The following is a 16198-nucleotide window of genomic DNA, read 5'->3' as shown; positions in this document are numbered from 1 at the left end:
GCCGGACGTGTCCGGCGTGCGCTTGCGTGAGCGCGCAGAACCGGCTTACGCAGGCGCGGTTCGCCTGTATCGAATGCGGTTTCGAGGAAAACGCCGACGTGGTCGGCGCGATCAATGTTTTGGCGCGGGGACACCGCGTTGCAGCCTGTGGAGAGCCGACGCAGTCGGGTCGCTCCGTGAAGCAGGAACCCGCCGAGGCGATCTGAAGCGAGCATCATCGTTTTAGGAGCGGTAGGAATCCGCTGCATTCAGGCAGGGGAGGATGTCAACAGCTATTTACTGCGTCCTTGAACGCCTTGCCCGCAGTAAACTTTACTGTCGTTGTAGCCGCGATTGTGAGGGTTTCCCCGGTCGCGGGATTCCGCCCAGTTCGTTCGGCCCGCGCCGCGGTGGAGAATGATCCAAAGCCAATCAGTTGCACTGTATCACCACGGGCGACGGTGTGAGTCACGGCCTCAAGAATCGCTTCGATGATCGCTCCAGTATTGACCTTGCTTTCCCCAGTCGTTGCTGAGATTGCGTCAATAAGCTCTTGCTTGTTCATGGATTCCTCAGTTGAAAACGCGAGTGTGAACCCACACCCTATACCATTCACTGCGAGCACTGCAATGCCTTATTATTTGTTTCACTTGTAATCTTTCGATCCAAGTCAACCGATGGGAAGCGACTGCGTTAAGTGGTATACGTATCAGCGATTCGTTTGCCATCTGCTGTTGACTCTGTTGCCTCAGGAACGCATTGCAAGCGATGTACGGATACTGTTCGTCAGCGCCCTACTTGCTCGGATGGAAACAGAAACAGAAGCATCGAAATTCTGATGCTCCGGAAGCCTGTCGAGTATTTGCGCTTACGCAACTATCACGAAACAGTGTAGAGCAGATTCGAACGTAGTGACACCTGGATTCTTATGACAACGCCTGATATTCAGTCTCTGCACCAACAGCTTGGCCATCTTAACCTTCTTCTTGATGAAGCTCGGCAAAAAGAAAAGGCCGCCATCCTTGCAACGATACGTGAGCAGGTGAAGGAATTCGGTATCACGGAGTTGGAATTGCTTCGCGCGGCCGGCTTCGTAAAAGATAAGCCGAAGAAACATCCGGCCAAGTACTACGATCCATCGTCCGGCAGATCGTGGTCTGGTCGAGGTGCTTGCCCAAAGTGGTTAGCCGGAAAAAATCTGGATGACTATCTGATCCGACCAGCGGCGAAGCCGTGGTGGCCGGGGGAAGATTGATCGTACATGGACGCCCCCTGCCTGTCACGCGTACAGTGGTGACTAGTGTCATGTCCCAGAAGTAACTTTACAAGGAATTGTGTTGCTCTATGATCGAGCGATGTTGAGTGGAGGCGATCATGGTGCGCAAGAGAATCGAGGTGGTGGTGTCGGAACTGGAGCGGGAGCAATTGCTGTCTATGAGCCGTTCGTGTTCGCTGCCTCATTCGCTGGTGCGCCGAGCAAAGATCATCTTGATGGCAGCGGACGGTCATACGAACTAGGCAATCGCGGTGCAATGTGAAGTAACGTCCCCAGCGATCACGCACTGGAAGAAGCGGTTTGTCGCGCATGGGCTCGCCGGTCTGCATGACGAAGCACGCCCGGGGCGACCGCGCGCGCATGACGATGAAGCCGTGGCGGAGCTGCTGGCGAAGGTGCTGCACGAGAAGCCAGACGGGGCAACGCACTGGAGTGTGCGTTCTGCTGCTGCGCAAACGGGTATTTCGAAGAGTTCGGTTGCCCGGTATCTGTCGCTGTTCGGTGTACAGCCTCATCGCTCGAAGAGCTTCAAGCTTTCTACTGACCCGTACTTCGTCGAGAAGGTCCGCAATATTGTCGGGCTGTATCTGAGCCCGCCGACCAACGCCTTGGTGCTGTGTGTCGACGAGAAGAGTCAGTGTCAGGCGCACTGACCGTGTCGATGCCGCGCAAGGCGCGTAGCGCGGCCACCACCGATGCGGCCTGCTCACGCGGTGCGCTCTGCTCCAGTGCACCACTGAGCCGCTCCACGCGAGCCTGGGTATCTTCGACGGCATGCTGATATTCGGCAAACACCAGTTGATCGGCGCTTTGTTCGAACCGCTGATCGGCGATCCAGCGCAGGTGCATGCGGCTCCAGGCCGTCTTGCCCGGATAGACGCGTCCGTGGCGCAGCAGGAATGCCTTCAGTTGTTGACGGGCCTTGAGTCGCATGTTCACCGCGTCTTCGCGGGGCGCGCCACAGGTTGCGCAGTGCTTCATGTGCAGCATCGGGTATCCATATCGCCGTGAGCTCACCGGCCCGCGAGAGTTCCGCCAAGCGCAGGCAGTCGCGACGGTCGTTCTTGATCCGGTCCCCGCCGCGGTGTGGCGTCAGCGAGGGAGCGATCACCTGGCATGGATAGCCATGACCGGTGAGCTCGCGATACAGGCCATAGCCGGTTGGCCCCGCCTCGTACACCACGCTGACCTGCGCAGCTTCGCCGTATTTGCGCAGAACCTTCAACAGCGTCGGCACGTCATGCCGGATGGTGCCGGCATACCGTGCAGCTTCCCGGCCGGGCTCGCACATTGCGATCGAGATGCTGCCCTTGTGCACGTCCAGTCCGACAAAAAACTTGATAACCTTGTCCATGGCCCGTCTCCTGAAGTTCTGCACCTGGCCCACCCAGGCGTATGTGGCTCGGCACACTTCGGTGCGCAACCCACGATACGCGAGACGGGCCCTCGCAGGGTTCAGTCAGCACCGACCATTATGTCTAGCGGTTGACTTGCCAGCTATGCGTCAATGGCGTATAGTAGCCACCATGTACACCATCATCGAAACCCCGATTTTCCAGCGGTACGCAGATGAAATCTGGCGCAACGACGTGCGGGAGGCATTCATCAACTGGCTCGCGGACAATCCGCTAGCCGGTGACGTGATTCCCGGCACGTCGGGGCTGCGCAAAGTGCGTTGGTCGCGCGCCGGGATGGGGAAACGCGGCGGTTCGCGTGTCATCTACTACAACCTGCTCGATGACGGCGAAATCTGGCTACTGATTGCATACACGAAAGCGAAGTTCGACAACCTGCCGACGAGCTTTCTCAATCAACTTCGTGAGGAAATCGATCGTGGATAAGGAAATGGAACAGTTTCAAGCGGACCTGCTGAAGTCGGTCCGCCAAATGAAGGCTGGTGTTGCTGGCCGCGTGACGCGCGTACAGCCGACTGAGGCCTCCATCGCGCGCGCAAAGGTTGGCTTGTCGCAATCGGAGTTCGCCAGCCTGCTCGGCGTATCAGTACGCACCTACCAACAGTGGGAACAGGGCCGCCGCAACCCAACTGGCGCGGCGCAGACGTTGCTGCGCGTCGCCGTGCAGCACCCCGAAGCCCTGAAGGATCTTCAGCTGGCCGGCTGATCTCCACAGCGGACAAGACAGGAGTTCTACCGAACAGGGCTTTCGCGTGCGACGACTGATGACGGTGTGAACACAGCGACAACCTGGTCTACGCGATGACGATGATCACTGGCAACGCCGATGAGCACCACTTTGCAATGAGCTCGATCGACACCTCGAATGTCTCGAACTGAACGCGCGCGCGGACTGTAATCGAATTGCACCGCTATTAAAACAGGGGGAGTTGGCGTGGATCTCTTGTGACTACCGAGATGCAGTCGACATCCTTCCCGGCACGTTGCGTATGCGGTCCACGAACGACGCCCCTCAGAGGGGATAGCGGAGTGTTTGAGGTGTGGTAACGCTGCGGGTCAGCGGAGCTCGGCAGGCATCTTCCAGGGCAGCAGCGCGTCGTAGTCGTCGACGGTCTTCGCCAGGGGCAGACGCTGGAACAGCCAGATGAGGTATCGGTACGGATCGATGCCATTGGCCTTCGCCGATTCGACCAAGGTCGCGACAGCAGCAGCGCCGAGTGCCAGCGGCGTATGTCCAAGCGCCAGCCAAATTCCTGCGGCCCCGGCCCCGAGCCCCGCGAGCAATCCAGCCGCATAGCTCGTATTCATTGCCTATCCTTCATTAGTCCGGTATCCGACCGGTGCGGGGCGCTCGCGCGCAAGGTGTTTTCGCTTAAAAATCAACAAGGCCACTATACGACTTCCGTCAGCGCCAGCCCATTAACCGGGAAAAGTCCTTTCGAATCATGGGCGGCACTCTACAACTTTATTTTTTCTCTTCATACTCGCCCTCAGTTGATTTCCTATCGAACACTGCCGTTGTTGCAGTGACCGCACCACATCCCCTTGCTTGCGCTGCACAAAGCAAGACGGCCGCAGCGCGGACAACGGATCGAGATTGCTCCTAGATACATAGCGTTTTCCGTTATAGGTCGTATTTGGCACGCAATTCAACAATCCGCTCCAAGCGCACGTGATGCGTCGAGCGAGCGTCGGCCGAAACGTCCGCAAGATTCACCTTCCCACACGCGACCGACGTGTCCCATTCCGTCGTTCTCCGAACGAGGTTGAACAGCTCGCGCAGTTCCCGCTTCATCGTATCGAATACCATCGCGTCCTCCGTTTTCCTATGCTTTGCGCGACAGAGCGATCATCACTGCGATCGCTGCAAAGACTGCGACCTCTATCCCCGCCCCCGTTGGACCGAAGGCCAAGTAGACCGCTACGACAGACGCAACCGCACCGAGAACCGTCAACACCTTCTGTTCGTCGGTACGTGACATGATTGCCACGAGAAGTCTGCTCATCGTGTTTTCCCTATTGCTGGCCAGCCCAGCGTTTTCCGTGGCTTATTGGCTGCTGGTCCATGAAACTGTTGTCCCGCGAAAAGGCACCTCGAGGTCGGCTCCGACAATCTGGTCAGGACCGACGTCATTTACCGGAGAGTGGCCAATGACCTTGCCTACTACTTGCCCATAGAGGGTCAGCGTCCCGTGATTGATGATGTTCCGTGCGACTTGCCCGTGCACGACGGCGATACCGCCCGGTTCAATGATCAGGCCTCCCGCGAGTTGGCCATTCGCTATCAGACGGCCGCCGGGCCGAACATAGGTAGTGCCAGTGACCTGTCCAGTCGTTTCGTGGTCGCCGTCGACAATCAAATCGCCTTTGTGCTGCATCGTTTTCTCCGGTTGGTTTCCGAGGGCTATGCAGACTGCTTCTCGATGCGACCGCGTAGGGCCGCTCCAGCGATTCCGACCAGACCCAGCAAAATGGCCATGACAGATCTCCAGCCAACCGCATAACCGCCTTCGAACGCATTTACTACCGAGGCAGCACCGATTGCGACCGCCGCCACACTGCATGCCATATAGAGATGCTTTTTCATCTTGTCATTTTGCTACGGCTACCGGCCAATCGCGGGGCGCTGTCGCGCCGATTGACTTTCATCAAATGATTCCGTGCACCCTGGAGACTTGTGTTACAGGGAGGCCGTCCCCAACACGTTTAACGGCAGCGAGACTGGAAACTTCAATCGATCGTAGGAAAAGTTTCGACGACGGGCCTCGACGATGGAGGCTCGCCGAGCTGCGGTGGCGTCACCCGCTTTTTAAGCCCGTATGCTTATGCCGGCGCGAATGCTTTTGCAGCGTGTCTCAAGAATAACTGGCTGCACCTGTACGCGCGACTCGACGCATAAGGGGAATCGGCGCTCCGTCGCTGGCTAGGAACAGCGCGGCTTGTGCACAAATTTGAAAGGTCGCAGCCGGCGCGCAGACACGGATGCAGCACGGGTTGAGGTCGTTTTCCTTGTCAGCCCTTCGGCGGACAATCGAACCCATCGCGCTTCAGAAACCTGGCGTAGAAATTGAGCGCCGCGACGCCTTGAGGAGTAACCTCCCATCGATCGTCAACTTCGGACTTCCGCACGTACCCGAGCTTTTCAAGCTGTTGCAACGTTCGCATCTCGTATTGATAGCTTTTTTATCTTGCTGCGCCGATTAGACTCTACCGGTGCGAGGAATTTGAACACTCTCACTTTTCGCTACGCACTGGTCGCGCCATATCCAGAACGCCATGTTTGACCCAGGCGAAAGTTGCGTACCAGGTCTTCTAATCGGCCCGGGACGCCGCGATTGCACATCTTCTCTGAGCACATCCGGATCGGGCCGCCTGATCGCTAGGCTTCCATATCTAAGGGCCGCGTGCAACTCCCGCCGACTGGATCGGTCTGCGCCAGCGGATGGCGGATCTGGGGCGAAGCGAACGACTCTGAACGACCGAGGCTGTGTGGAAACGCGTAACTCAGCGTCGGCGGGAGTAGATCCTGTGCCGCATTTTCGCGGCCTTCAGGTGAACGAGCAGTGTCGCCATAGCTTCAGTGCCGAGTTGCTGTCGCCCCTCGGCAATGTAAGCGCACCCTGGAGTGCTTTACGCACCCACCAGCCGCATCGCCATTATGGTTTTCGAGAACCCGAGTATCGCTATGACGCGTGCCGGCAATATCGCGCATGGAAGCGCGGCGGAACACCGGGACGAACGCGACTGACGGACACGCAATTGCTGACGTTGATCCGCACGGTGCATGCCGAGGTCAAGGGGGCAGTTTCAAGACAAGGAGCTCAAGGTATTATCGGAGCCGCGCTCAGTGCTACTCAGTTTTGGAATGCATTTGGCGGACCATCGATTTGGGGTGATTCGGCACAAGGCTACCGTTATGGTGGCCTTGGGGGCGCAATCGGCCAAAGTACGTCAGGCGCGACCGGCTTTGCTGGGGGCGCTGGACTCGTCACGATCTTTGACTATCAGAGATCGCTGATTCAGGCGCTTGATGAACTTCGTCCCCAAGGCGATACCCGGCCACTCGACGCAGCGATACGTCAGCGTGCCGGCAATCCCCGCCAGCGCGAATGTCCCCAGGATCAGGAACAGCAGACCAGCCACTGGCGACATCGACAGGCTCGGCAGCACGTAGTGCGACAGAGTCAGCAGGATAGGCAGGTGCAGCAGGTAGACGCTAAAGCTGATGCTTCCGAACCAGACCGTCAGCCGATTCACGAGCACGGCATTCGACTGTACGCCAAGCGACAGGATGATCGCGACGAACGAGAATTCGTACAGCATCTGGTGCGGCAGGAATCGAACCGCCCCGCCGCCGATGTACAGCGCGGCCATGAACGCGAGCCCGGTGACCATCAGCATGCGTGCGCCCGCGCGCGAAATCGGCAGGCGACTCAGGAAGAATCCGACGATGCCGAACGCAAATGCCGACATCTGGTTCGGGAACCAGAAATAGGCGTATGGCGGAAACGCCGTCGTCAGATCCGGATGGCCGACGATCCATTGCGTCGCGTATTCGCCAATCACGAGGCTGCCGATCAACAAATAGACCGCGCGCTCAAGCGTCGTGACGTAGCGCAGCAGTAGCGGCATCAACGCGTAGAACAGCATTTCCGTCGCGACCGACCACTCGACGTTCAGAATCGAGTTCAGGAATTTCGGAAAGAACCCGTTCGCGAACAGCAACACCGACGCGATATGAAACGGGCCCGGCGCGCTCGCGTCGTGCGTGACCCACATCCGTGCCGATGCAATCAGCACGACCGGCCAGAACAGAGGCGCGATCCGGAAGAAGCGGCGCGGGTAGAAGTTACGCGCCTCGTCGCGCTCGGTCGCGTGTCGCGAATAGTGCGTCCAGAACAGCATAAACGCGCTCAGGGTATAGAACAGCTGCACACCGTACGCGAAGTCCGTCGTCGAGTCCGGCATACGTCCACCGATCTGGATGCCAGCGTGCGTGATGATGACGGCGAACGCAGCCCAGCCGCGCAGTGCGTCCAGGTGTGCGATCCGCCCGGGATGCTTCGTTTCGGCTGCCTGTCTGATCGAGCCCGGCGGCAGATTCTTGGCGTTCAGAGTCATAATCCCTCGGAATTTCTTATTCCCACTCTTCATTGCTGGCCACAGAGTCCAAACTAACGGCAATAATGGCCCTTGCTCTCAAAGGAAGGGAGGCCAAAATATCAATCAGGTCTTCGCTGGCGTAGTTGTGCCAGTTATGTGCGCGGCCGCCTTCGTCCCATTTCGGAGCGGCAAAGTCTGCCGGCGGAGGCCGGCGCAGCCCGTCTAGTTCAGTCATTTCCTTCTCCGGCAGATCTTGATCGTACAACGCTGACGCGCACGAATCCAATGGCGACTTCCATCAAGACACTGTACGCATATACAGTTATGCAGTGCATTGATTCCCGATTTTCAGTGGCGTCAGATATGGCGCGGGCAGAAAAACCCACACTAACGACGCTCCAGGCGCTCCACTTGGAGTGTCCGGAATCTCCGAAAACCCTTGTGGCGGAAGGCAGCCGACTCAATCGGTTGGTCGCAGAGCCTTGCTAGGTAAGGATTCCGCGAAGTCGAAAAACTGCTACCCACAATCGCGAAACGCTACCCACAATGGCTACTTCCCGCTCGGCTTCCAGCCGCAGTTCTTCGCGCCGGCCATATTGTGCGCAAGGATCTGGCGCGCCGTGTCGTCACTCAGCACGTCCGTCTTGCTGACGTAAATCGGCCGCGCCCAGTCGCACGCCGTGTCGAAGATGCGCGTCTTCGTAACAATCTGCGGCTCGCACGGCGCCGCCGACGGCTTAGTCGCGGGACCATCCGTCGCGCAACTGCTGCTCAGCGCCGCCCGCGGGCAGAGCGCCAACGTTCGTTTCTGCATCGCTTCTCTCCTTTGCGGCGACTGCGCCGGCCTGTGCGGCGTCGGCATTCGCCTGGGCTTCCGCGTTCGCGGACTGTGCAACCTGCTCGCGCGCCTGCGCCGCAGTCGCCTGTGCTTCGGCGGCTTTCTGGCCGGCCTGCGCGGTCACGGCGCGGGCTTGCTGATGCCGGCACATGCCGAACAACACGCCGGCCGCCGCGAGCAGCCACGGGCCGAATTTGAGCAGGATGGGGATGATCGTCATGACGCACTCCAGTGTCCGGTGAGGAAGAGATCGCGTTCGGCCGCGCGGCGCCGCACGAGGCCCGGCAGCACGACGCCGCCGGCACGGTTCCACGCCGGGAACTGGTCGGCCGCGCCGGCCATGTCGCCGATGTTCAGATGCCGCAGCAGCGTCGACGGCTGGCCGCTCGCGAGCGTGATGATGCCGTCGCGTCCGGGATCGCCCGCGCGCCGTGCGCGGCCCGGCCCGACGTTGTTCACGATGCTGACGAGCGCGGCCTTCTGCTGCGGAGACAGCGGCACGCGCGGCTTGGTCGACCAGCGTCGCCGAGGCGTGCAGATTCGCGTCGTGCCGCGCGTCGGCCGTCGCTTGCGTCCAGACCGTACCCTCGTGCACGTCCGGCCCCGTCGAACCCCATCCGCACGTCCACGGCGCGCCGCTCAGCGCGCGCAGCGCGGCGTCGCGCAGGATCGGCGCGCCGGCGAGCACCTTGTACCAGATGCCGCGCGCCTGCAGCGCTTTGCCGAGGTCCGACGCGGGATCCGGATAGGCGGTCAGGCAGCAGCTCTCGAAGTGCTGCGACAGCGGGCGGCAGAGCGCGAGCCATGCCTCGTCGTCCGTATCGGATGGAACGTTTTGCGGTACAGCCGGCGCGATTTCCGTTCCACTCGGGCCGGAATCCGGATCGGGAGCGGCCGGGCGCGGTACAGCGTCCTGCAGCGTCGGTGCAGCGTCCGACACGTTACTTGGCGAAATCGGCAGCGTCGGCACGTCGACGATCGGCGCCAGGTTCACGCCGAACAGCCGCGCGAGCGCGCCGAACAGATCACTGAGCGCCATCGCCGGTCCCCTGCCCGGCCGCCGCATCACGCGGCGCACCGCGGTGTAGCGCACGATGAGGATCAGCGCGAACGCGACGAGCGCCGCGTAGCGCTGCACACCCTGCGGCAATAGCTCTTTCAGGTCGGCCGGCGGCCGTCACGATCGCGAGCGCGCCGCTCACGATGACGGTGCCGCGCCGGTGCAGCGTGCGCCAGTTGTCGGCCAGCATGATTTTCCATTTCGTCATTTCGTCCACCGTCGCGTTTCGGGCCGGTTACCGGCCGCTCCGAGTACCAGCTGCGAGACCATGCCCCTGATGTCCTTCAGGTCGTCGCGCATCGCGTGATTGCTCTGCTCGAGCACCGTGACGCGGTTGTTCAGCCCCGAGTAGAGGCCGATACACCATGCCAAAGCGCCAACGAGAGCGGCCAAGATAGTCACGAGCCCCGCGACCGTACTAACGAAGGTTTTTGCATTAACAAGCCAAGAACCCGGGGAATTTTGCGGAATATTTTGACTATTCATTTAGCCGATTTCATCAATCGAAAATCAGGTGATCCGATTATGGGCCAAAGGTTTTATTTCTCATTCGAATGAGAAGCGACGAATCGATAAATTGCTGCGTGATGCTCATGCAGAAGCGCGGCAGCGTTGGGAGCTCCCGCTCGGGCCGCGGGATGCATCAGCGTATAATCGCGACGACCAAGCCTGAGGATGTCCATGCACGCCTATCTCCACGACTTCGCTGTTACCGTAACGACCTACGCTCGCAATCTGCTGCCAGTGCTCGGCGTGTGCCTGGCGCTCGAGTTGCTGCTGCCGCTGGGGAAGGCAGGATTCGCGTCGCGGTTCCGGGCAACTAGATTTTGGGTCGCATACATCTTCATCACGGCGGCATTTTTTGCCGCGTTCAACAGTCTGTGGTCGAAGATCGGAATCCGGCCGCTGTTCACGCTCGACCTAAGCGTCCTGAGCCATGCAGAACACTCGGCAGTCCGCTGGCCGGCCTATATCGCGATCGCGATTATCTCGACGATCCTCGGTGATTTCTTCTATTACTGGTTTCACCGCCTTCAGCACACAAGCTCGTTTCTGTGGCGATTTCACGAAGTCCATCACGCAATTCGCGACATGAATGCGATCAACAGCGCGCACCACTGGACTGAGGAGATTTTCAGAATCCCATTTATCGTCGTTCCAATGACGCTGCTTATTAATTGGAATACGGGATATGTTCCGGCGATTATTGCCGCGATTATGGGTGCGCAAGGGATTTATGAACACTCGGCAACGCGCATCAACCTCGGTTGGTTCCGGTACATCATCCCGGACAACCGCTTCCACCGCATGCACCACTCGATTCACAAGAGCGACTGGAACCGGAACTTCGGGTCGGGCTCGGCGATTTGGGACATCATTTTCCGTACGGCTCGATTCCCGCGCCGCAACGAATGGCCTGAGGTGGGAGTGCCCGGGGTTGCCGAACCCCGGACGATGGCGGACTACCTGTTCATGCCCTTCCGGCGCCGCAACCACGCGATCACTGCGCGGTCGACGGAGAACGTAACGACGCAGTAGGCGCCGGCATGTCGGCCCGTGCGTATTCCGGCTGTGTGTCGTAATACGTCGCCCATCGTGGATCCGCCGTGTCAAGCTCGGCGCAATTCGGGTATGCACCCGACGGCTGTGACATACCGAACCAGCCGCCGATTTCCTGCTCGCTTGCGTCGGTGAACTGCACGTAGATGGTCGCCATGGTCAGAACTCGTATCCAGAAGTGAACAGCTTCGCCTGCGTGAACGTACCAGACGAAAGGAGGGCCGACCAGTAGACGGTCTGCGGCGTGGTGATCGGAATCGGCCCCAGCGCACCGCCGTTCGTGCTTCCCGAGCCAGTCGTCGAGACGCCGCCAGCGACCTGCTGGTTGCCGGTCCCGTTTGCATCGGATGCGACGTTCACCTGCGCGTTAATCGATGCAGTCGTGTTGATCGAGGCCCACCCGTACCAGACCTTTGCGCTCGGGGGTACTGCGACGTTCAGCGCCGTCAACGTCGTCACCTGCGACGTCACCGATGCAGACGTGATCGTCTGGAACCAGACGCGACGATCGTATTGAATGCCCGGGAGAAACTGGCTCGACGCGTTGAGCACGCGCACACTGACGAGCACCGACGCCGAGCGTCGCGATTCCGTTCGAGATGAGCGAGTGGATTCGGGTCGTCGAGTCCGCGTCGGTCAGCTTCTGCGCTGTGTTCGTTCCTTCGGGCGCGATCGCGGCGGTCGGGACCATCGCAGAGACGTTCTTCGTCCAAGAGGTCTTATCGAACCCCTGCGAGTTCGTCGCGACGTTCGTGCGCGTCGCCGCAGAAAGGGGCTGATTGCCCTGCCAATCGTTGCGCCAGATGTTCGCAATCACGACCTGCGCGATCTGCTCGCCCGGGTTCGGGACGAGATCAAAGGCCGTCGTGGTGCCGTCGCCGACACCAATCTGGACGGGAGTGGAGATTACGCCATTCATATGAGCGCCACTGAGATGTTGGCGGCCGTGAGGGTCGGCGTCTTGTCGATGCCCATCACGACGCTGTTCTGGCTCGCGCTCGTCGTGCCGAGCTGAATCGACAGCAGCTCAACTGACGGATCGATCGCGATCACGCCCGGGTAGTAGCGGCCCGCGAAGATCGTCGAGTTGCTGCGCGCGCGAGCCGCCGTCTGTCCGGTAGCACTCCCCGTATTTGTACAAGAAACCACGCGAGGGCCTCCGCGTCAGTTGTTAGGGTGCAGGCGCAACATGGTGACTGTTTCCGAGAATTTCCCTGCACCGAGAGGCCGTGTATCAGCAAACACAGCGATAGCTACGCGCACGTCGCTTTCGATGCGATGATCGACGATCTGCGCTCAATCATTCGTGTGGTAGATCGACGCAAGGTCGCCTAAGCGCGAGGGCTTTCGATGGGCGAACGTTGCAATCAACGTGTGAGAGCAGTCCCCGTGCAGGATATGACGACTACAAACGCAAACTCGGTAGCAAAGAGCATATGACCGTCGACACGCTGTGTCATCTGCTGGCGCGCACATCACTCCGGCCAACGAGCAGAATCACGCTCACGCGCGGCATCTGGCGCAGCGGGTTTGGCAAGCCTACGGGCCAGACCGTGAAGCTCGCTTTTGCCAACCAGAATTATACCGACGAAGGCGTGGCGAAAGCGCGGGTAACGAAGGCATTGCGTTTCCGGTCATGAAATTGTTCGAGGCGAAGAAGGGCTTGGTGCTGCTGGCATGGCACTGGGTAGTCGAGCGCAGCTACGGTGGGGTCAACCGCCTTCACGGATTCACGCGCGACTACGAACGCTTTCCCGAAACCATCGCTGGACTGTATTCAATCGTCTTCGTAAACTTGAAGCATGGCTCATGCGTTCCGAATTTTTAAAATAGCACAACACGCTCTAAAACGGCATCGTTGCCCTGCAGCTAATAAAATGCACCTCTTCGTAAGGCAACACCCCATTCTCGATAGCATCAAAAATATCTTCCGTTTGCATTATCTCAATAGGCTGAATTAAATCAAATCTACCGCCATCAGGAACACGAAGACCACTCGAATTCTTATCCGGACGCAGCGTATAATTTTTTACAAGTCGCGAACCAAAATATTCCTTTTCAGGAGAAATATTGTTGCCATATTGCAAGGCGTAGTAAATTTCAAATGCCCGGCGCGATCGCATCGTCTCATTATGACGTATGTAGTGAAACACTTTAACCTCGCCGGGAATTTTGATGTTAGCTTTGTTTATAAAGTATTTATGGATCTGGAGACGCCCGTGACAAAATACGATAGCTTTAGTTGATGCGGAGTGCAAACAACTCGATTTGACAACAACACGCCTTCCATTAACAGATACCTCGCGCTCCGGGATGGCGAGTCTCACTCCCGCATCAAGGGAACAACTGTCGTCGTGCTGAAGGGGATTCTCCTGCGCAGGCACCGATTCCATTTGAGACCCAGAGGCGGGAACGGCAGTTGTGGTGGAGGCCCATGAAATCATCGGTGCAGTTCGATTCGCCTGCATCGAATTTAATGGCGCTTTTGATAAATTCGGCCTTGCGCGTGTCTCTGCGGAGACAAGCGCTACTGAGCCCGCCTCCAGCGTCGATGAGGTCGGAGCCATCATGACGTCGGTGGGCGCGTTGCCAGTTCCCGCCTGGAGAAATGCAGACGGCACCGAAACGTTCAAGCCTGCCTGCCGAGATTGCACCGAACCCGACGGTGGAGGCGGTGGATCTTCGTGGTGCAACGGGAACGCGATTATAGTGCGCTGGTTTTCTGCCATTTGATTAGCGAGATCATCCAGCCTGGTGCGCGGCCGTAGCGCCGCCAACTCCTTCTGAACGGACTGAATGAACTCCCGCTTCGATTGATCCGATCCGCGCTCGGTCGACAAAGGTAGAGATGGCTTCGTCAATGGGGAGCTTCGATTCTCGTCCAGAATTTTGGACAGTGCACTGGACAAGTTCACGCTAGCTGTTTCCAGTAGCTGACCAGCGCTATGTTTGACTATGGTCCGTTCTTGAATGACTTCAGCCGCTGGCGGTTCGGTCGTCACCGATTGCTTACTCGTTGTATCGAGGTGGCGTTGCAATTTTTCGGTCAGATCGGGCGTCGGTGTATAGGTCAAACCTACTCGCGGCGTACCACCGAACTCCAACGCAGGCAGTGGCGCGAAGTCCGTATGGACCGCCTTGGTTTCGTAGGACTTTCCTTTCGTCCAAGTATGGCGCCCGTCTTTGGTCGAAATGATCATCTCGGGCTTGAATTGAACCGAGGTTCCCGGTCCTACCGGCGAGACGAACTCCATAGCTCTGGCCAGCGTCTGCTCCTTCGTGTCGCCGTAGTTCGGGGTGTAGTAGACAACTTCCGTGATCTGGAAAGTGCTGACGATTTTCGGTGGTCCATCGAGGGTACCGGTACCCTCCGGTTTGCGTGCGGGGACTCCGACGCCGCCTTTGCCGGTCGATCCGCCCGACGGTATTTGCCATTCATTGGTCGTACCCTTCATTTCCTGAACGGCATAGGTCGTGGTCACGTTGAGCGCTTGCTTCCGAAACATCCAAAAGTCAGGCCCAGGGGTGGGACCTTGAGCTACACGATTCCTCTGAGTACGATCACCGGCCTCATTGTCCTCAATCTCCTTCTTCTTATCCGCCCACAAGCAGTTCTCCCTCCGCCGCTCCACCAATTCATTCTGGACTCTCGCGTTGGCATGGTTGCCCACTGCAATGAAGTGCGCGGTCTCCGCTTCCCACTGTGCCGTTTTCTTGTCGGCCTCGATCTCGCGCTCAACTTTTCCTTGACAGTCGAACAGCCATTCGGCAGACCGCCTCAACTCGGCTGACGGCTTCGTCGTTGCGTCCAGCGCTCGGTAAAGAGCGGAGGTGACGTCCGGCAGCCACTGATATTCGTCGTCCAGCTTGCCGCGCTCGCACAGCCTGTTCACCATCCCCAAGAGATCCTGTTCGAACTGCTGGACTTCCTCGGGTGAAGCGTCTTCCTCGGGGGCTTCAATGAGTTTCAATTCGCGCCCGAACGCTATCTTCTCCTCATCGCACATGCGCCCGGCCAGTGCCAACGCATCTCGCAAACTCGAATCAATCCCCACGCCCTCGAGCAGACGCTCCGGATCGAGCTCGCTGTAATCGCGCTCCTGCAACGGCTCCGGGTCGGGGCCATCGCCCTGGGTCAGGTTCTCGAACTGCTCGACCGTATCGGCCCGGCGCGTCTGTGTCTGCTTGTCCGCATGCCCGCCCTCTTCACTGCACACCTGCGCAATCACTTCCTGCACCGCCTCATCCTCGTGTGCCTGGGCGGTCGCATCATGATAGAACTCGTGGATGAACGCACTCGCGCCGCTCGTCTCGTCGGCACACCCTACATTGACCGGCGCAAGCTGGTCGTGTTCGTCCAGCACCACCTGTATCACCACACCGCCGGCTGCCTCAATCTGCCGGGGCGTCACCGTCGTGCCATACGTGGCGCCTGCCCGCAATTTCGCCGCCGCGCGTTTCTCGGGGTTCTGGATCAACTGGTCGAGGCGCGCGTTAGCCCAGCGCCGAAATACCACCTTGGTCTCATACGCATCCACGATCACCTGACGAACCGCCTCCACGCATCGCGGATTGGAGTTGTCCGCGAACAGCTTCATCAAGTCGCCCTTGTGCCGCTTCGTCGTATCCGGCGCCATCTTGTCCAGTGCCAGGCGCACGGCCGAATCTGCCTGCATCGCGTCCAGCACGCGCTGGCTGTGAGCGTTATTCCGGTGATAGTCGAGCGCACGCAAGCGGTCAACGTCCGGATCGGCATTGCGTCGCGGGTCCGTCTGGGTGGACCGGCTCACCGTACCTGCACGCGTCGCTTGCGAAATTTGAGGAAGAGGCATCAGGCTCACGCTCAGGAAATAGATTCCGTCAATATCGCGTGACCTGCACTAAACGACTATCAATTCGCGCCCACTCTGCGATTCATCAGTTTCTCCGAGAAACCCCCGTCCTTCAGGACTGAGGATTACCCATAA

General features: G+C 59.0%; 22 protein-coding genes and 3 pseudogenes. 8 read left to right on the top strand and 17 right to left on the bottom strand.

Annotation, left to right across the window (positions count from 1 at the left end):
- Window positions 1-206, top strand: a 206-nt coding sequence (locus C7H84_RS33165; protein ID WP_162999447.1) for a zinc ribbon domain-containing protein, incomplete at its 5' end; no start/stop codon positions are given.
- Window positions 207-265: 59 nt separating this feature from the next.
- On the opposite strand, the gene C7H84_RS33160 is transcribed toward C7H84_RS33165, so the two are convergent.
- The gene (locus C7H84_RS33160; protein ID WP_121862775.1) at window positions 266-544 is read right to left on the bottom strand and encodes an HU family DNA-binding protein; all 279 of its coding nucleotides are present in this window, start codon (window positions 542-544) and stop codon (window positions 266-268) included.
- Window positions 545-907: 363 nt separating this feature from the next.
- Between C7H84_RS33160 and C7H84_RS33155 the strand changes: the two genes are divergently transcribed.
- Window positions 908-1234, top strand: a complete 327-nt coding sequence (locus tag C7H84_RS33155; RefSeq protein WP_121862774.1) for an H-NS histone family protein — start codon at window positions 908-910, stop codon at window positions 1232-1234.
- A 119-nt stretch (window positions 1235-1353) separates the two neighbouring features.
- A pseudogene (locus C7H84_RS33150) lies at window positions 1354-1902 on the top strand (IS630 family transposase); the annotation flags it as partial.
- Here the strand turns inward: C7H84_RS33150 and C7H84_RS33145 are convergent.
- A pseudogene (locus C7H84_RS33145) lies at window positions 1901-2609 on the bottom strand (IS110 family transposase); the annotation flags it as partial. The pseudogenes C7H84_RS33150 and C7H84_RS33145 sit on opposite strands and share 2 nt — an antisense overlap.
- Window positions 2610-2781: 172 nt before the next feature.
- On the opposite strand from C7H84_RS33145, the gene C7H84_RS33140 reads away from it, so the two are divergent.
- Together C7H84_RS33140 and C7H84_RS33135 are read left to right on the top strand one after the other, a co-directional pair.
- Window positions 2782-3096 carry a transcriptional regulator gene (locus C7H84_RS33140; RefSeq protein WP_121862772.1) on the top strand — a complete coding sequence of 105 codons (315 nt, stop codon included), beginning with the start codon at window positions 2782-2784 and terminating at the stop codon, window positions 3094-3096.
- The gene (locus C7H84_RS33135) at window positions 3089-3376 is read left to right on the top strand and encodes a helix-turn-helix domain-containing protein (RefSeq protein ID WP_121862771.1); all 288 of its coding nucleotides are present in this window, start codon (window positions 3089-3091) and stop codon (window positions 3374-3376) included. The genes C7H84_RS33140 and C7H84_RS33135 overlap by 8 nt, the downstream gene beginning before the upstream one ends.
- Window positions 3377-3726: 350 nt before the next feature.
- On the opposite strand, the pseudogene C7H84_RS33130 reads toward C7H84_RS33135, so the two are convergent.
- The 10 genes and pseudogenes from C7H84_RS33130 to C7H84_RS33090 form a co-directional block, all read right to left on the bottom strand.
- Window positions 3727-3882: pseudogene (locus C7H84_RS33130) on the bottom strand (transposase domain-containing protein); the annotation flags it as partial.
- A 412-nt stretch (window positions 3883-4294) separates the two neighbouring features.
- Window positions 4295-4480: a hypothetical protein gene (locus C7H84_RS33125; RefSeq protein WP_121862770.1), complete on the bottom strand. Its 186-nt coding sequence runs from the start codon at window positions 4478-4480 to the stop codon at window positions 4295-4297.
- A 238-nt stretch (window positions 4481-4718) separates the two neighbouring features.
- On the bottom strand, window positions 4719-5048 hold the full coding sequence (locus C7H84_RS33115) for a hypothetical protein (protein WP_121862768.1): 330 nt from the start codon (window positions 5046-5048) through the stop codon (window positions 4719-4721).
- A gap of 26 nt (window positions 5049-5074) precedes the next feature.
- Window positions 5075-5257 carry a hypothetical protein gene (locus C7H84_RS36715; RefSeq protein ID WP_162999446.1) on the bottom strand — a complete coding sequence of 61 codons (183 nt, stop codon included), beginning with the start codon at window positions 5255-5257 and terminating at the stop codon, window positions 5075-5077.
- Between the two features lie 1364 nt (window positions 5258-6621).
- On the bottom strand, window positions 6622-7854 hold the full coding sequence (locus C7H84_RS33110; RefSeq protein ID WP_162999445.1) for an acyltransferase: 1233 nt from the start codon (window positions 7852-7854) through the stop codon (window positions 6622-6624).
- Window positions 7808-8008, bottom strand: coding sequence for a recombinase RecA (locus tag C7H84_RS36710; RefSeq protein WP_162999444.1), 201 nt, complete (start codon window positions 8006-8008; stop codon window positions 7808-7810). The genes C7H84_RS33110 and C7H84_RS36710 overlap by 47 nt, the downstream gene beginning before the upstream one ends.
- A 502-nt stretch (window positions 8009-8510) precedes the next feature.
- The gene (locus tag C7H84_RS33100; protein ID WP_121862766.1) at window positions 8511-8831 is read right to left on the bottom strand and encodes a hypothetical protein; all 321 of its coding nucleotides are present in this window, start codon (window positions 8829-8831) and stop codon (window positions 8511-8513) included.
- Window positions 8828-9070, bottom strand: a complete 243-nt coding sequence (locus C7H84_RS37345) for a lysozyme (RefSeq protein WP_240462163.1) — start codon at window positions 9068-9070, stop codon at window positions 8828-8830. The genes C7H84_RS33100 and C7H84_RS37345 overlap by 4 nt, the downstream gene beginning before the upstream one ends.
- A 566-nt stretch (window positions 9071-9636) precedes the next feature.
- Window positions 9637-9888: a hypothetical protein gene (locus C7H84_RS37340; protein ID WP_240462161.1), complete on the bottom strand. Its 252-nt coding sequence runs from the start codon at window positions 9886-9888 to the stop codon at window positions 9637-9639.
- Window positions 9876-10157 carry a hypothetical protein gene (locus C7H84_RS33090; RefSeq protein ID WP_162999443.1) on the bottom strand — a complete coding sequence of 94 codons (282 nt, stop codon included), beginning with the start codon at window positions 10155-10157 and terminating at the stop codon, window positions 9876-9878. The genes C7H84_RS37340 and C7H84_RS33090 overlap by 13 nt, the downstream gene beginning before the upstream one ends.
- Window positions 10158-10352: 195 nt before the next feature.
- On the opposite strand from C7H84_RS33090, the gene C7H84_RS33085 reads away from it, so the two are divergent.
- On the top strand, window positions 10353-11210 hold the full coding sequence (locus tag C7H84_RS33085; protein WP_162999442.1) for a sterol desaturase family protein: 858 nt from the start codon (window positions 10353-10355) through the stop codon (window positions 11208-11210).
- Here C7H84_RS33085 and C7H84_RS36705 read toward each other — a convergent pair.
- The 4 genes from C7H84_RS36705 to C7H84_RS36690 are packed head-to-tail and all read right to left on the bottom strand — an operon-like array spanning window position 11173 to window position 12380.
- Window positions 11173-11388, bottom strand: coding sequence for a hypothetical protein (locus C7H84_RS36705; RefSeq protein WP_162999441.1), 216 nt, complete (start codon window positions 11386-11388; stop codon window positions 11173-11175). The two genes, C7H84_RS33085 and C7H84_RS36705, sit on opposite strands and share 38 nt — an antisense overlap.
- A 2-nt stretch (window positions 11389-11390) precedes the next feature.
- Complete coding sequence (locus tag C7H84_RS36700; protein ID WP_162999440.1) at window positions 11391-11591, bottom strand: hypothetical protein; 201 nt, start codon at window positions 11589-11591, stop codon at window positions 11391-11393.
- Window positions 11592-11598: 7 nt separating this feature from the next.
- Window positions 11599-12150, bottom strand: coding sequence for a hypothetical protein (locus tag C7H84_RS36695; RefSeq protein WP_162999439.1), 552 nt, complete (start codon window positions 12148-12150; stop codon window positions 11599-11601).
- The gene (locus tag C7H84_RS36690; protein ID WP_162999438.1) at window positions 12147-12380 is read right to left on the bottom strand and encodes a hypothetical protein; all 234 of its coding nucleotides are present in this window, start codon (window positions 12378-12380) and stop codon (window positions 12147-12149) included. The genes C7H84_RS36695 and C7H84_RS36690 overlap by 4 nt, the downstream gene beginning before the upstream one ends.
- A 287-nt stretch (window positions 12381-12667) precedes the next feature.
- Here C7H84_RS36690 and C7H84_RS33070 point away from each other — a divergent pair, with 287 nt between their 5' ends.
- A complete protein-coding gene (locus tag C7H84_RS33070) occupies window positions 12668-12871 on the top strand; it encodes a hypothetical protein (protein WP_121862761.1) in 204 nt (67 codons plus the stop codon).
- The gene (locus C7H84_RS33065) at window positions 12868-13059 is read left to right on the top strand and encodes a transposase (protein WP_121862760.1); all 192 of its coding nucleotides are present in this window, start codon (window positions 12868-12870) and stop codon (window positions 13057-13059) included. Before C7H84_RS33070 ends, C7H84_RS33065 begins: the two co-directional genes overlap by 4 nt.
- A gap of 16 nt (window positions 13060-13075) precedes the next feature.
- On the opposite strand, the gene C7H84_RS33060 is transcribed toward C7H84_RS33065, so the two are convergent.
- On the bottom strand, window positions 13076-15964 hold the full coding sequence (locus tag C7H84_RS33060) for a PipA/GogA/GtgA family type III secretion system effector (protein ID WP_162999437.1): 2889 nt from the start codon (window positions 15962-15964) through the stop codon (window positions 13076-13078).
- Window positions 15965-16198: the final 234 nt, after the last annotated feature.

Origin of the sequence: Burkholderia sp. Nafp2/4-1b (assembly GCF_003635165.1) — a bacterium.
Taxonomy (GTDB): domain Bacteria; phylum Pseudomonadota; class Gammaproteobacteria; order Burkholderiales; family Burkholderiaceae; genus Burkholderia.
Note: the sequence above shows the minus strand (reverse complement) of the source record. Positions and strands in the feature narration are given on the sequence as shown.

What these genes read in the sequence shown, in the direction of transcription:
- C7H84_RS33160 (WP_121862775.1), bottom strand. Translation starts at nt 544, where the DNA reads ATGAACAAGCAAGAGCTTATTGACGCAATCTCAGCAACGACTGGGGAA.
- C7H84_RS33155 (WP_121862774.1), top strand. Translation starts at nt 908, where the DNA reads ATGACAACGCCTGATATTCAGTCTCTGCACCAACAGCTTGGCCATCTT.
- C7H84_RS33140 (WP_121862772.1), top strand. Translation starts at nt 2,782, where the DNA reads ATGTACACCATCATCGAAACCCCGATTTTCCAGCGGTACGCAGATGAA.
- C7H84_RS33125 (WP_121862770.1), bottom strand. Translation starts at nt 4,480, where the DNA reads ATGGTATTCGATACGATGAAGCGGGAACTGCGCGAGCTGTTCAACCTC.
- C7H84_RS33115 (WP_121862768.1), bottom strand. Translation starts at nt 5,048, where the DNA reads ATGCAGCACAAAGGCGATTTGATTGTCGACGGCGACCACGAAACGACT.
- C7H84_RS36715 (WP_162999446.1), bottom strand. Translation starts at nt 5,257, where the DNA reads ATGAAAAAGCATCTCTATATGGCATGCAGTGTGGCGGCGGTCGCAATC.
- C7H84_RS36710 (WP_162999444.1), bottom strand. Translation starts at nt 8,008, where the DNA reads ATGACTGAACTAGACGGGCTGCGCCGGCCTCCGCCGGCAGACTTTGCC.
- C7H84_RS33100 (WP_121862766.1), bottom strand. Translation starts at nt 8,831, where the DNA reads ATGACGATCATCCCCATCCTGCTCAAATTCGGCCCGTGGCTGCTCGCG.
- C7H84_RS33090 (WP_162999443.1), bottom strand. Translation starts at nt 10,157, where the DNA reads ATGAATAGTCAAAATATTCCGCAAAATTCCCCGGGTTCTTGGCTTGTT.
- C7H84_RS33085 (WP_162999442.1), top strand. Translation starts at nt 10,353, where the DNA reads ATGCACGCCTATCTCCACGACTTCGCTGTTACCGTAACGACCTACGCT.
- C7H84_RS36705 (WP_162999441.1), bottom strand. Translation starts at nt 11,388, where the DNA reads ATGGCGACCATCTACGTGCAGTTCACCGACGCAAGCGAGCAGGAAATC.
- C7H84_RS36695 (WP_162999439.1), bottom strand. Translation starts at nt 12,150, where the DNA reads ATGAATGGCGTAATCTCCACTCCCGTCCAGATTGGTGTCGGCGACGGC.
- C7H84_RS33070 (WP_121862761.1), top strand. Translation starts at nt 12,668, where the DNA reads ATGACCGTCGACACGCTGTGTCATCTGCTGGCGCGCACATCACTCCGG.
- C7H84_RS33065 (WP_121862760.1), top strand. Translation starts at nt 12,868, where the DNA reads ATGAAATTGTTCGAGGCGAAGAAGGGCTTGGTGCTGCTGGCATGGCAC.